Here is a 14,213-nt window from a genome sequence, read left to right on the forward strand (position 1 = left end):
TCCGCCAACCCCCCTCGAGGGGCGACACCGGCGGCCCGGCAAAGCCGGTTCCGCGGTGTTCCTGATATGAAAACGACAAAGCCGCCACCCGCCCCCGTCTCTTCTTCTTCCGTCGCCGCCACCCGCTGGCTGGCCGTGGCCAGCCTCGTCGGCCTGATCGTGCTGGGCCTGGCCTGGGAGATGTGGCTCGCGCCGCTGCGCCCGGGCGGCTCGTGGCTCGCGCTCAAGGTGCTGCCGCTGGTGGTGCCGCTCGCGGGCCTGATGAAGAACCGCATGTACACCTACCGCTGGGTCAGCCTGATGATCTGGCTCTACTTCACCGAAGGCGTGGTGCGCGCCTGGAGCGACGCCCTGCCCGTCGGCCGCGTACTGGCCGGCATCGAGATCCTGTTGTGCCTGGCGCTGTTCGTCGCATGCGCCCTGCACGTTCGACTGCGGCTGCGCAATGCCCACGCCGCCCACGCGGCCCAAGCCGAAAAGACAGCCGCCCTGCCGGAGACTTCCCACCCATGACCACCGCCCTGATCGACCAACTGCGCGCCATCGTCGGCGCCCCCCACGTGCTCGCCGACGGCGACCTCACCGCCTACGAACAGGACTGGCGCAAGCGCGCGCGCGGCAAGGCGCTGGCCGTGGTGCGACCGGCCAACGTGCAGCAGGTGGCCGACGTGGTCAAGGCCTGTGCGGCTGCCGGCAGTTCGCTGGTGCCGCAAGGCGGCAACACCGGCCTGGCCGTGGGCGGCATTCCGGACGGCAGCGGCACGCAGGTCGTGCTGAGCCTGCAGCGCATGAACGCCATCCGCGGCATCGACGAAGCCAACCTCACCATGACGGTCGAGGCCGGCTGCATCCTGCAGACCCTGCAGGAGACCGCCGAGAAGGCCGGCTTCCTGTTCCCGCTGAGCCTCGCGGCCGAGGGCAGCTGCACCATTGGCGGCAACCTGGCGACCAACGCCGGCGGCACGCAGGTCGTGCGCTACGGCAACACGCGCGACCTGTGCCTGGGGCTGGAAATCGTCACGGCGCAGGGCGAGATCTGGGACGGCACCAGCGGCCTGCGCAAGGACAACACCGGCTACGACCTGCGTGACCTGCTGATCGGCAGCGAAGGCACGCTGGGCATCATCACTGCCGCCAGCATGAAGCTCTACCCGCTGCCCGCGGCGCAGCTCACGGCCTGGGCCGCCGTGCCCTCGCTCGACCATGCGGTCACGCTGCTGGGCCTGGCGCACAAGCAACTCGGCGCCGGCCTGACCGGCTTCGAGGTCATGGGCAAGTTCGCGCTGAGCCTGGTCGCCAAGCACATGCCGCAGCTGCGCGTGCCCTTCGTCGACGACGAGGCCGTGCCCTACTGCGTGCTGCTGGAGAACTCCGACAGCGAGTCCGAAGACCATGCGCGCGCGCGCTTCGAGGCGCTGCTCGAGACGGCTTTCGAAGACGGCTGCGTGACCGACGCGGTGGTGGCCGAGAACCTTTCGCAGGCACACCAGCTCTGGCACATCCGCGAGAGCATTCCGCTCGCGCAGGCCGAGGAAGGCCTGAACATCAAGCACGACATCTCGATCGCGGTGTCGCGCATTCCGGCCTTCGTGCAGGAGACCGACGCGCTGCTGCAGCGCGAGATCACGGGCGTGCGGCTGGTCAACTTCGGCCACCTGGGCGACGGCAACCTGCACTACAACGTGCAGGCGCCGGCCGAAGGCGATGCCCGCGCCTTCCTGCGCGACGAGGAAGAGCGCGTCAACACGCTGGTCTACGATGCGGTCGAAAAATTCGGCGGCTCGTTCTCGGCCGAGCACGGCATCGGCGAACTCAAGGTGCACAAGCTCGAGAAGCACAAGTCGCCCGTCGCGCTGGGCATGATGCGGGCCATCAAGCAGGGGCTCGATCCGCAGAACATCCTGAACCCGGGGCGCGTGCTGCGTGCCTGAGCGCGAAGACCGCCTTCGCTGCAGAATAGCCAAGCCATGAAACAGTACCTCGACCTCGTCCAAGACATCTTCGACAACGGCAGCTGGCAGGAGAACCGCACCGGCATCCGTACGCTGAGCCTGCCCGGCGCGATGATGCGCTTCGATCTCACGAAAGGCTTTCCGGCCGTCACGACCAAAAAGCTGGCGTTCAAGTCGGCCATCGGCGAGCTCGTGGGCTTTCTGCGCGCGTCAAGGAGCGCGGCCGAGTTCCGCGAACTGGGCTGCAAGGTGTGGGACCAGAACGCCAACGAGAACGCCCGCTGGCTGGAGAACCCCTACCGCCTGGGCACCGACGACCTGGGCCCGGTGTACGGCGTGCAGTGGCGCGACTGGCCGGCCTACAAGGCACTGCCGGCGACCGAGACCCGCCAGATCGACGACGCGAAGTCCCGCGGCTACCGCCAGCTCGCCAGCTTCGACGACGGCGACGAGGGCACCAAGGTGCTGCTGTACAAGGCCGTCGACCAATTGCGCCTGTGCCTCGACACCATCATCGACAACCCCTCCGACCGCCGGATCCTGTTCCACGGCTGGAACTGGGCGCAGATCGAGGAGATGGCGCTGCCGCCCTGCCACCTGCTCTACCAGTTCCTGCCGAACAAGGCCAAGGGCGAGATCTCGCTGTGCCTCTACATCCGCAGCAACGACGTCGGCCTGGGCACGCCCTTCAACCTTACCGAAGGCGCGGCGCTGCTGCATCTGGTGGGCCGGCTCACGGGCTACACGCCCAAGTGGTTCACCTATTTCATCGGCGACGTGCACATCTACGAGAACCACGTCGACATGCTGCAGCAGCAGCTCAAGCGCGAGCCCTTCGCCGCACCGCAGCTGAAGCTCTCGTCGCGCGTGCCGGCGTACAAGGACACCGGTGTCTACGAGCCCGAGTGGCTGGAGAAGGTCCTCCCCAGCGACTTCACGCTCGAAGGCTACGAACACCACGCGCCGCTGACGGCGGCCATGGCGGTCTGAGCACCTCCGCTTCAGGCCGGCCGCGCCGCGGCCCGATCAGCGCGGCCCGTTGAAGCTTTTCGCGAACTCGCTCGGCGAGTGGCCGTACTTCTTGCGGAACACGCGACCGAAGTAGCCGGGGTCGGAGAAGCCGCAACGCGCGGCGATCTCGGCCACCGACAGGGGTGCGGCACCGCCGGCCCTGACGGCCCGCAACAGCTGCGCTGCGGCATCGAGGCGATCGTGCCGGACCGCGTCGAGAAAGGACTCCCCGCCGCCCGCCCTGGAAAACACCCGGTGCACATGGCGCGCGGACGCACCGAAGCGGGCGGCCATCACGGCCATGCTGATCTCGGCGTCCGCATGGTTGTCGCGCACCCACTGGCGCATCTGCAGGTACATGCTTCGATCGCGTGCGGAAACGGCCGGCGAGCTGGCCGCCGCGCCGCCTTGTGCCTGTGCCAATGCCAGCGTGAGCAGAGACATCACATGCTCGCCGATGAGCTCCTTCTCAAAGCGACTGGTCAGCGCGCTCAAGGATTCGAGTTCCCAGTTGCGCAGATAGGTGGACAGCAACCTGCCCCATCCGCTGTCGCCCGCCAGCCGAGACGTGGTGGCCGGCGCAGGGTGCAGCCAACGTGCGACCACGGCTTCCGACAGGTCGATGACCCAGGCATCCATCGCCTGCAACGACAGCAGGTTCAGCCCTCCGCTGGCGTCGAGGAGCGCCACGTCGCCAGCCCCCAGCGTGAGGCTGCGCCCCGAGGGTTCGATGGCGGTGAGCTCGCCATGGAGAACGGCGAGCACCTGGCGCGAGAAGCTCCGCTTTTCGCCGAGTTCGATCAAGGCGTGCTGGCACGCCTCCACGCTGCCGCCGCGAATGCGCATGAAGGACATGCCCCCCAGATCGACGGTGGGACACCCGGGCCGGGCATCACACGCCTCATGCGCCCCCGGCACCTCCTGCGCCGGAAAACCAGCGCTTGCCGGTCCGTCGCGCCCGCGCGGAACAACGCCATACGGCGCCGAAAAGATATCGGCGTCTGCCTCTGCTGCGACTGTCATCGCTTCCCCCTGAGTTACGGAACTCTTCTACCGATACTTCGATGGCATCGGTTCATTTTTCTGCCGTTCGCTGGCTTGATCGGGCCCGTCGAGTGCCCAGGCACCGAAGGTCGATGGCCGGTCGAGCAGCGCAGTGCGCAGGATGATGAACGAAAAGACCCAGACTGGGAATGCGGGATTCGCCCCTTGGGGACATGTTCTCTCCGCCAGACGACGCAGCGCGTCGTTGCGCAAGGTGCGATCACCGCATGCGCATCGGCACCGTACTCGCGGCGGCGCTGCACCCGCCACCGTTCAGGACATCTCCGCGGCGGACTCCTTGTCGTCCTCCGGCCCCTCGCCCAGGAGCTTTCGCCCATAGGCGCGCGGCGTGCAGCCGAAAGCCTTGCGGAACACCAGCCCGAAGTAGGCCGCGTCGGAGAACCCGCAGCGGTAGGCGATCTGGGCCATGTAGGTGTTCGAACTGGCGGCTGTGCGCAACATGCGCAATGCGGCATCGAGACGCTCCGACTGCAGCGCGTCCCTGAAGGTCACGCCGCGCCCCGCAATGGAAAACACCTTGTGCACATAGCGCACGGACACATTGAAATCGTCCGCCAGCATCGATGCGCTGACGGCGGGATTGCTGTAGTTGTCCCGAATCCAGTTGCGCATGCGGCCGTGCAGCAGGTGATCGCGGGAAGAGACCGGCTCTCCGCCATTCATCAGGCCCCGCTGCTCCAGCGTGAACGAGAGCATCGACAGGATGTGCTCGCCGATCAGCGCCCGTTCGAAGGGCCGCTCGATGCGTTCGAGCTGGTGCATGTCGAGCGAGCGCAGATAGGCCGACAGCACGCCCGCCCATCCTTTGGCGCCATCGAGACGCAAGGCCACCGACTCGTGGCCGCCGGGAAGCCAGCGTTGCGTGAGCGGTGCCGACAGACCGATCACCAACGAGTTCACGGCCTCGTGCGCGCGCATCTGCATGCCCCTGCTGGCGTCCAGCAGCACCATGTCGCCCGTCTCGATGAGTGCCTCGCGCCCCTGTTCGATCGTCGTGGCACCGTTGCCCAGCTTGAGCATCAGGTAGAAGGGATAGGCTTCCACGCGCTGCACCTGTCCAGGTTGCGAGTGCACCGAAATCACACTGCCCTGGTGTCGTTGAAAACGCGCCACGCCCGGCACCTCGAGGATCGAAAGGTGTTGATGAAAGTCGTCTCGACTGGGGCTCTCGAGCCCCGCATAGCCGACGCTGCCGGAGAAGGTATCGGCCCAGTAGGAAAACCGGTCCTTCTGTCCCAGGAACTCCGTATCGAAGTGATGCACATGCAAGGGCGTATCGGCCATGGAAATGCGAACCTGAAAATCCGTGGAAAGAGCCCCGCCTCGGTGGCCTCGTGCAAGATGCCTCGAAGGGCCGGCTCGGGTGCAGCGTCGGATGGATCGACTGCCCCTTTGGGCGAAAAACGCGATGCCCCTTTGTCAACAGATGCCACTCTGGAGCGGGGCGTCGAGGGACATTAGCGGGAGGCCGGTTTCCACGAACGGAAAAAACGGAACCACTCCTATGAGGATCGCGCACACATGCACGATGGCATGCAGGAGATGTGGATTTGTTCTCACATCTGCTGCCGAGGCCTCATGGCGTGACTGAGAAAAGATGCGGCTTGAAGGTGTCGCTCGTTACCCGCAAAGACGTTACGACGGAACGGAACGGAACACGTTCATCCGCTGCCAGAGTGCGTCTTTGCAAGACCACGAGGGACGGGAAGCCAGCACATTGCCAGCCAAATCAACGACCTGACGCAGTCAATCAGCCATTGGCTCCGCTCGATCCGAGCCGGCACGCAGATTGCATCGTGATGGAGAACTGTCACACAGAGGGGCGAAGCGGTGAAACGCATCCACGAAGCCAATGTCGGGATCTGCTCGACCACGTTCGGCGTCGGCCCACGGTCCGACCCTCTTCAGGAATTGCTCGAGTTCTACAACTTCGGTGATCTGAAAGGCGACGAGGTCCACATGCCGTGCCCGAGCGTCACGATCGGCGGCCTGCAGTTCATGCGGCTGCAGCATCACATCGCCAACGCGGGTCGTCACGCCCCGCCTCATGGAGACGAAGACCGGGTCTTTCCGCTTCAACTGCGAGTGACGAGCGATGGCGACTGCGTGGTGTACGCCGCCTCGGGATGCAGCGCCGACCTGGAGGCGTACGCTGGGAGTTTTCTTGCGTCCTCGGCGACAGATGCCTGGCTCATCGGCCTGCCGGAGGTCCTGATCACACGTTGGCTGCGCGTCACCCCTGCCACCGCTGCGTACCGGTTCGATGCAGGGAGTGAAGCGACCAAGGCACTGTGCGCCTACTTGCGCGCGTGGCGCTTCGACGAACTCGAGGCGGTGGTCAGTCCGTTCGAAAAGGAACTGATCGCAGAGCACGTGATGTCCTTGCTCGCGATGGCGGTCTCGGAACACAGCTGATCCACATCAATTCAAAAGCACCTGCCTCATTTCTTCTTCCATTGGCCAATCGTTCGCCAGGGCCTGTTCATCCTGTTTCCGGGCTCGCCAATGCTTGCCACGGCGGCCCCGTTCATGCGGGCGATGCCTGCGCCTGCTGAAGCGCGCGCAAAGGAACGTAACGCCGAATGCCCCGCCGTGGCAGGCACTATGAAACCTCGAAACTCGGTTCCTTCAAGAATGGCGTTTCGGTTGCGGAAGGCCCGTCCAACCGATAGCCCGCGCCCCAAACGGCCCGCAGTTTCCATCCATTTTCTTCAAGCTGCAAGGCTCGGCGCAGGCGGGATGCACAGGCATCCAGCGAGCGGGACCTGTCGTGCCCGTCGTGCCCCCAGATCGCCATGCAGAGGTGTTGGCGCGTGAGCGTGTGGCCCGTGCGCCTGAAGAGTTCGGTCGCCAGATCGAACTCGTCCGTCCGCAGTTCCACCGTGCACGCGCCGAACTCCACCGCGTTCATCATGGGGAGAAAGCGGTAACGCTCCCACGCCCAATCGACCTCTGGCACGCGCAGGTGGACGTTGCGCATGTACACCCGAAGAAGGCTGGAGAGTTCGTTGAAGGCGGTGAGCCGGCCGAAGATCTCGTCGCGGGTCTGGTGGCACAGCGGTGCCAGTTGGTGGAGCTGGTTCTTCGGCACCAGATGCAGCGTGGGCACGGCGGGGCCGACGAGCGCGCGCAAAGCCTCGATCTGCGCGATGGACGACTCGCTGTCCTTCGCGCCGGCCAGCAGGGCCATCGCGAGCCGCGCCGGGTCCTGCATGCGGCGCGCCATCTCTCCCACGCTCTCGAAGACATCCGTCTCGTAGCCCAGACGCCGAACCGCGCGCCGGGCGTTGGCCCGGGAGCGCTCGCTCGCATCCACGATGGCGATGCGTCCCAACGACGCACCGCCCTCTTCCTGTTGTCGAACGCCGTGCACTGTCACTGCGCACCGTCGACCTGGATGTCCACCCGGCGGTTGGGCTGCAGGCAGGTGATCAGTGCCTCGCTTTTTCGGGTGCCGGCGCAGTTCACCACGGGTTGCCGCTTGCCCATGCCCTGGGTGCGGATCACCTGCGCAGGAATGCCTTCGCGCACGAACATCTCGCGCACCGTGTTGGCACGCGCGCGTGACAGCGTGTCGTTGTAGCTGTCGCTGCCCAGGCGATCGGTGTGGCCGGTGATGCGGATCTCCCGGAGCAACTTGAAGTTTTTCTGGATGCCGGCCGCCAGTGCCGCGACCTGGCGTCGCCCCTCGGGCAGCATGTCTTCGACCGAGCTCTTGTCGAAGCGAAACAGGCTGTCGCCGTCGAGCGTCACCCTGCGCGGCACGACGGCCGCAGGCACAGCGGCAGGCGGTGCGATCGGCAGCGCAGCCGGCACCACCGCAGCCGCGGGTGCCTGCACGGGCGCCGGCGCTGCGGCGGGCTTCAGCACATCGGCGCAGGCGGCGGGAGACCAGTGGAAGCTGCGCGCCTCGACGTTCTTGTCGAAGATCACCTTGTACTGGCAGGTCGCTACGCTGCCATCGGGCCGGCGGAAGTGGAAGATGTAGTCCCACTCGCGCGGCCCCGCGAGGCCTTCGCGGAAGTGGGGCCGCCCCAGCAGGTCATACAGCTGGTCCTTGGTCGCGCCAGGCCCGACCGCACGCAGGTTGTCGAGGTTGGGGAAGGTCCCCTCCTTGAGCCAGGCGTCCTTCTCGGCGTTCGGAAAGACCACCTCGGCGGCCGTGCCGCTGTCGGTGATTCCCCGGCTGACCGACGAGGTTCCACAGGCCGGCAGGGCCAGCAGCGCGGCCATGCCCAGTGCAACGAGGGAGAAACGATGCAGTTTGTTTTTCATGATGATGTCGTCCTTGCTTGGATGCCGCCGGTTTACCAATGGAAGCCCGCACCGACCGAGACGCCGGTCTTGCCGCGCGAATTGGCCGAGCCGCTGAACTTGATGACCCAGCGCCCGTTGTCTGCCAGCTTGGACACACCGATCGCGACAGCGGCTTGACCGTCGTACGCCGCAGCACCCGCCGTCCACATGCTCTTGCCGGGGATGGAGGCCTGCGGCATGCCGGCCATGGCCATGGCACCCGCGGTACCGGCGCTTGCGTCCTTTGCGGTGGTCTGGATGTCGGCGCGCAGTTGGTTGGAACGCAGGTCGGTGTAGGTGTTGGCCTCCTGGCCCATCTGCTTGACCTGGTCGACGTTGGCCGCATCGGTGCCGGCCACACCCGCCGCCACGTTGTGGATCGCGGTAGCGCTGCTGCCCGAACCACCCAGCGTGATGCTGCTCTGGTTGACCGAGCCGTCGACGTTGGTGTCGTACTGCACGCTGCCCGCCTTCACGGCCTGCAGCTGCCGCACGTTCACCGCATCGGTGGCCTCGGTGCCGCCCGCCACGTTGGTGATCTGGCGCTCGTTGCCCGCGCTGCCCACCGACACCGCGCCCTGCGTCGAGTTCACCACCGTGTTGGAGAACAGCTCCTTCTTGCCGGCCATGCCGGTGCGGTCGGCGGTAGAGCCTGCGCCCAGTGCCACGCTGTTGGCCGCGTTCGACTTGGCGCCGTTGCCCATGGCCACGGAGCCGTCGCCCGTCGACACAGCCTGCGGGCCGATCGCCACGCTTTCCGCGCCATCGGCAGACGAATCCGCTGCCTTTGAATTGGCACGGAAGTACTTGATGCCGCCGCCGCCCTGGATGTTGCTCAGCGCCTGGTTGGTGGCGTACAGCTGGCTGCCGTTGACCGCATCGGTGCTGTTGGCGTTGAGCTGCCCTGCCGCCACGTTGGTGATCTGCCGCTCGGCGCCCGCGCTGCCGACGCTGACCACGCCGACTGGCGCACTGCCGGCGAAGGAGTAGTGCTGCCCTTGCAGGGTCACACCGGTGTTCGCCACAGCAGCAGCAGTGGTCGAACCGTTGCCCAGTGCCACGCTGTTGGCGGTGGTGGCCGTTGCGCCGTTGCCCAGGGCCACGCTCTTGTCTGCCGTCACCGAGGCCCCGGTGCCCATGGCCACGCTGTTGCTCGCCGTCACCGATGCGCCGGAACCCACCGCAGTGCTGTCGGTACCGGTCGAGGTCGGCGCCTTGTAGCTCGTCGGCGAACCGACGATCCATTTGTCGCCGGCCGTCGAGACCGATGCACTCACCGCCTTGAGCTGCGCCACGTTGACCGCATCGCTGTCGGCCGTTCCGGCGGCGACGCCATTGATCTGGCGGTAGATGCCGCTGGCGGCATCGCCCACCGACACCGCGCCCTGCGTGCTGGTCGTCGCGTCGATCGCGGCCTTCGCACTGGCGCTTGCCGATGGGGGAACGTAGCCAGCGATACCCGCGCCCGTGTTGGCGACGGAACCTGCACCCAACGCCACGCCGCCGCTGCTGTTGGCCACCGCGTTCGGGCCGATGGCCACGCTGTCGTTGCCCGAGGCCTTGCTGTCGGCCGCGCTCGAGTTCGCCTTGAAGTACTTGATGCCACCACCGTTGCTGATGTTGTTCACCACCCAGCCCACGTTGCTCAGCTCCATGTTGGTCGCATACAGCTGGCTGCCGTTGACTGCGTCCGTGCTGCTGCTGCTCAAGCGGCCTGCGGCCACATTGATGATGGTCCGCTCTGCACCGACGCTGCCGACGCTGACCGTGCTGGTTGGCGCTGTACCTGCGAAGTTGTAGGTCGTGCCGTTGACGACAGCGTTGGTCGTCGCCACCGCGGTGTCGGTGACCGAGCCGTTGCCCAGCGCCACGTCGCTCGCGTTCTTGGCTACGGCGTTCGGCCCGATCGCCACGCTGTCCAGGCCTTGGGCCTGGCTGTCAGGCAGGGTCGAGTTCGCCTTGAAGTACTTGATGCCACCACCGTTGCTGATGTTGTTCACCACCGAGCCCACGTTGCTCAGTTCGGTGTTGGTCGCGTACAGCTGGCTGCCGTTGACGGCATCCGTGCTGCTGGCGGTCAGGCGGCCTGCGGCCACGTTGGTGATGGTCCGCTCTGCACCGACGCTGCCGACACTGACCGTGCTGGTTGGCGCGCTGCCCGCGAAGGTCACCGCCTTGTTGTTGATGGTCGCACCGGTCGTAGCCACCGCGGTGTCCGTGACCGAGCCATTGCCCAGCGCCACGTCACTCGCGTTCTTGGCCACGGCGTTCGGGCCGATCGCCACGCTGTCCAGGCCCTGGGCCTGGCTGTCTGCCAGCGTCGAGTTCGCCTTGAAGTACTTGATGCCACCACCGTTGCTGATGTTGTTCACCACCGAGCCCACGTTGCTCAGTTCGGTGTTGGTCGCATACAGCTGGCTGCCGTTGACGGCGTCCGTGCTGCTGCTGCTCAAGCGGCCTGCGGCCACGTTGGTGATGGTGCGTTCCGCACCGACGCTGCCGACACTGACCGTGCTGGTTGGCGCGCTGCCTGCGAAGGTCACGGCCTTGCCGTTGATCGACGCACCCGTGGTCGCCACTGCGACGTCTGTGACCGAGCCACTGCCCAGAGCCACATCCCCCACATTCTTCGTCACTGCATTCGGGCCGATCGCCACGCTCTCCAGGGCCTGCGCCAAGCTGTCCGCACCGGTCGAGTTGGCACGGAAGTACTTGATACCGCCACCGTTGGTGATGGTGGTCACGGTCGTGCCGACGTTGCTCAGCTCCACGTTGGTCGCATACAGTTGGCTACCGTTGACGGCGTCAGTGCTGCTGGCAGTCAGGCGGCCTGCGGCCACGTTGGTGATTGTGCGTTCCGCACCCGCCGAGCCCACGCTGACCGTGCTGGTCGGAGCATTGCCTGCGAAGGTCACCGCCTTGCCGTTGATCGTCGCGCCGGTCGTAGCCACTGCGGTGTCTGTGACCGAGCCACTGCCCAGAGCCACATCCCCCACATTCTTCGCCACCGCATTCGGGCCGATCGCCACGCTTTCCAGGGCCTGGGCTAGGCTGTCCGCACCGGTGGAATTGGCACGGAAATACTTGATTCCGCCTCCGTTGGTGATGGTGGTTACCGCCGAACCGACGTTGCTCAGTTCGGCGTTGGTCGCGTACAGCTGGCTGCCGTTGACTGCGTCCGTGCTCGTTCCACTCAGGCGGCCTGCGGCCACGTTTGTGATGGTGCGTTCCGCACCGACGCTGCCGACACTGACCGTGCTGGTCGGCGCGTTGCCTGCGAAGGTCACTGCCTTGCCATTGATCGTGGCACCGGTCGTGGCCACTGCGGTGTCCGTGACCGAGCCGTTGCCCAGCGCCACATCACCCACATTCTTCGCCACCGCATTCGGGCCGATGGCCACGCTCTCCAGGGCCTGGGCCAGGCTGTCCGCACCGGTGGAATTGGCGCGGAAATACTTGATGCCGCCTCCGTTGGTGATGGTGGTCACGGTCGAACCGACATTGCTCAGCTCGTTGTTCGTCGCATACAGCTGGCTGCCGTTGACAGCATCCGTGCTGGTTCCGGTCAATTGCCCTGCGGCTACGTTGGTGATGGTGCGTTCCGCACCCGCCGAGCCCACGCTCACCGTGCTGGTCGGAGCGTTGCCAGCGAAGGTCACTGCCTTGCCATTGATCGTGGCGCCGGTCGTGGCCACTGCGGTGTCCGTGACCGAGCCACTGCCCAGGGCCACATCACCCACATTCTTCGCCACTGCGTTAGGGCCGATGGCCACACTCTCCAGCGCCTGCGCCAGGCTGTCCGCACCGGTGGAATTGGCGCGGAAATACTTGATGCCGCCTCCGTTGGTGATGGTGGTCACGGTCGAACCGACATTGCTCAGCTCGTTGTTCGTCGCATACAGCTGGCTGCCGTTGACAGCATCCGTGCTGGTTCCGGTCAATTGCCCTGCGGCTACGTTGGTGATGGTGCGTTCCGCACCCGCCGAGCCCACGCTCACCGTGCTGGTCGGAGCGTTGCCAGCGAACGTTACGGCCTTGCCGTTGATCGTCGCGCCAGCCGTGGCCACTGCGGTGTCTGTGACCGAGCTACTGCCCAGCGCCACATCACCCACATTTTTAGCGACGGCATTCGGGCCGATGGCCACACTCTCCAGCGCCTGCGCCAGACTGTCCGCACCGGTCGAGTTGGCACGGAAGTACTTGATGCCACCACCGTTGGTGATGGTGGTCACCGTGCTACCGACATTGCTCAGCTCGTTGTTGGTTGCGTACAGCTGGCTGCCGTTGACGGCGTCCGTGCTGCTGGCGCTCAACTGGCCTGCAGCCACATTGGTGATAGTGCGCTCTGCGCCCACCGAGCCCACGCTTACCGTGCTGGTCGGCGCGTTGCCGGCGAAGGTCACGGCCTTGCCGTTGATGGTTGCACCCGCCGTGGCAATGGCCGTGTTCGTGGTCGATCCCGCACCCAGCGCCACGTCACCCACGTTGTTGGCCACAGCGTTCGGGCCGATGGCCACGCTCTCCAGCGCTTGAGCCAGGCTGTCCGCACCGGTGGAGTTGGCGCGGAAGTACTTGATACCACCACCATTGGTGATGGTGGTCACGGTCGTGCCGACGTTGCTCAGCTCGTTGTTGGTTGCATACAGCTGGCTGCCGTTGACAGCATCGGTGCTGCCGGCGGTCAAACGACCTGCGGCTACGTTGGTGATCGAGCGCTCTGCGCCCACGGCACCTACGCTCACCGTGCTGGTCGGCGCACTGCCGGCAAACGTCACGGCCTTGCCGTTGATGGTTGCACCCGCCGTGGCAATGGCCGTGTTCGTGGTCGATCCCGCACCCAGCGCCACGTCACCCACGTTGTTGGCCACAGCATTCGGGCCGATCGCCACGCTCTCCAGCGCCTGCGCCAGGCTGTCCGCACCGGTCGAGTTGGCACGGAAGTACTTGATACCGCCACCGTTGGTGATGGTGGTCACCGTCGAGCCCACATTCGACAACTCGTTGTTGGTCGCATAAAGCTGGCTGCCGTTGACGGCGTCAGTGCTGCTGGCAGTCAGGCGGCCTGCGGCCACGTTGGTGATGGTGCGTTCCGCACCCACCGAACCCACGCTCACCGTGCTGGTCGGCGCGCTGCCTGCGAAGGTCACGGCCTTGTTGTTGATGGTCGCGCCGGCCGTAGCCACTGCGGTGTCCGTGACCGAGCCATTGCCCAGCGCCACGTCGCTCGCGTTCTTGGCCACGGCGTTCGGGCCGATGGCCACGCTGTCCAGCCCTTGCGCCTGGCTGTCTGCCAGCGTCGAGTTCGCCTTGAAGTACTTGATGCCACCACCGTTGCTGATGTTGTTCACCACCGAGCCCACATTGCTCAGTTCGGTGTTGGTCGCATACAGCTGGCTGCCGTTGACTGCGTCGGTGCTCGTTCCACTCAGGCGGCCTGCGGCCACATTGGTAATGGTGCGTTCCGCACCCACCGAACCCACGCTGACCGTGCTGGTCGGTGCGTTGCCGGCGAAGGTCACGGCCTTGTTGTTGATGGTCGCGCCGGCCGTAGCCACTGCGGTGTCGGTGACCGAGCCGTTGCCCAAGGCCACGTCGCTCGCGTTCTTGGCCACAGCGTTCGGTCCGATCGCCACGCTGTCCAGGCCCTGGGCCTGGCTGTCTGCGAGCGTCGAGTTCGCCTTGAAGTACTTGATGCCACCACCGTTGCTGATGTTGTTCACCACCGAACCCACGTTGCTCAGCTCCGTGTTGGTCGCGTACAGCTGGCTGCCGTTGACGGCGTCCGTGCTGGTTCCGCTCAATTGGCCTGCAGCGACGTTGGTGATCTGGCGCTCCGCGCCTGCTCGGCCCACGCTCACCACATCGCCCGCTGCCGGCGCAGCGCCTGCG

At 65.9% G+C, this 14,213-nt stretch carries 9 protein-coding genes; 4 read left to right on the plus strand and 5 right to left on the minus strand.

What is annotated here, in order from left to right:
- Window positions 1–66: 66 nt before the first annotated feature.
- From ACSFBC_RS05170 to ACSFBC_RS05180, 3 genes are read left to right on the plus strand one after another with little or no spacing between them, the layout of a single operon-like run.
- Entirely contained in the window at window positions 67–513 is a 447-nt protein-coding gene (locus ACSFBC_RS05170) for a DUF2069 domain-containing protein (RefSeq protein ID WP_435509224.1), read from the plus strand.
- On the plus strand, window positions 510–1,931 hold the full coding sequence (locus ACSFBC_RS05175) for an FAD-binding oxidoreductase (RefSeq protein WP_435509225.1): 1,422 nt from the start codon (window positions 510–512) through the stop codon (window positions 1,929–1,931). The genes ACSFBC_RS05170 and ACSFBC_RS05175 overlap by 4 nt, the downstream gene beginning before the upstream one ends.
- A gap of 36 nt (window positions 1,932–1,967) precedes the next feature.
- On the plus strand, window positions 1,968–2,942 hold the full coding sequence (locus ACSFBC_RS05180) for a thymidylate synthase (protein ID WP_435509226.1): 975 nt from the start codon (window positions 1,968–1,970) through the stop codon (window positions 2,940–2,942).
- A gap of 36 nt (window positions 2,943–2,978) precedes the next feature.
- Here ACSFBC_RS05180 and ACSFBC_RS05185 read toward each other — a convergent pair whose 3' ends face one another.
- Together ACSFBC_RS05185 and ACSFBC_RS05190 are read right to left on the minus strand one after the other, a co-directional pair.
- Entirely contained in the window at window positions 2,979–3,986 is a 1,008-nt protein-coding gene (locus ACSFBC_RS05185) for an AraC family transcriptional regulator (protein WP_435509227.1), read from the minus strand.
- Window positions 3,987–4,280: 294 nt separating this feature from the next.
- Window positions 4,281–5,312 carry an AraC family transcriptional regulator gene (locus tag ACSFBC_RS05190; protein ID WP_435509228.1) on the minus strand — a complete coding sequence of 344 codons (1,032 nt, stop codon included), beginning with the start codon at window positions 5,310–5,312 and terminating at the stop codon, window positions 4,281–4,283.
- Window positions 5,313–5,858: 546 nt separating this feature from the next.
- On the opposite strand from ACSFBC_RS05190, the gene ACSFBC_RS05195 reads away from it, so the two are divergent.
- Window positions 5,859–6,443 carry a hypothetical protein gene (locus tag ACSFBC_RS05195; RefSeq protein WP_435509229.1) on the plus strand — a complete coding sequence of 195 codons (585 nt, stop codon included), beginning with the start codon at window positions 5,859–5,861 and terminating at the stop codon, window positions 6,441–6,443.
- Between the two features lie 187 nt (window positions 6,444–6,630).
- Here ACSFBC_RS05195 and ACSFBC_RS05200 read toward each other — a convergent pair whose 3' ends face one another.
- The 3 genes from ACSFBC_RS05200 to ACSFBC_RS05210 form a co-directional block, all read right to left on the minus strand.
- Window positions 6,631–7,362, minus strand: coding sequence for a helix-turn-helix domain-containing protein (locus ACSFBC_RS05200; protein WP_435509230.1), 732 nt, complete (start codon window positions 7,360–7,362; stop codon window positions 6,631–6,633).
- A gap of 41 nt (window positions 7,363–7,403) precedes the next feature.
- Entirely contained in the window at window positions 7,404–8,303 is a 900-nt protein-coding gene (locus tag ACSFBC_RS05205; RefSeq protein WP_435509231.1) for an OmpA family protein, read from the minus strand.
- Window positions 8,304–8,335: 32 nt separating this feature from the next.
- A partial coding sequence (locus ACSFBC_RS05210) for a YadA-like family protein (RefSeq protein ID WP_435509232.1) occupies window positions 8,336–14,213 on the minus strand: 5,878 nt, incomplete at its 5' end.

The organism is Variovorax frigidus, from assembly GCF_051216515.1.
Lineage (GTDB): Bacteria > Pseudomonadota > Gammaproteobacteria > Burkholderiales > Burkholderiaceae_C > Variovorax.

Bases quoted from the DNA above. Each gene is read 5' to 3' on its own strand.
- ACSFBC_RS05170 (WP_435509224.1), top strand. From the start codon at position 67: ATGAAAACGACAAAGCCGCCACCCGCCCCCGTCTCTTCTTCTTCCGTC.
- ACSFBC_RS05175 (WP_435509225.1), top strand. From the start codon at position 510: ATGACCACCGCCCTGATCGACCAACTGCGCGCCATCGTCGGCGCCCCC.
- ACSFBC_RS05180 (WP_435509226.1), top strand. From the start codon at position 1,968: ATGAAACAGTACCTCGACCTCGTCCAAGACATCTTCGACAACGGCAGC.
- ACSFBC_RS05185 (WP_435509227.1), bottom strand. From the start codon at position 3,986: ATGACAGTCGCAGCAGAGGCAGACGCCGATATCTTTTCGGCGCCGTAT.
- ACSFBC_RS05190 (WP_435509228.1), bottom strand. From the start codon at position 5,312: ATGGCCGATACGCCCTTGCATGTGCATCACTTCGATACGGAGTTCCTG.
- ACSFBC_RS05205 (WP_435509231.1), bottom strand. From the start codon at position 8,303: ATGAAAAACAAACTGCATCGTTTCTCCCTCGTTGCACTGGGCATGGCC.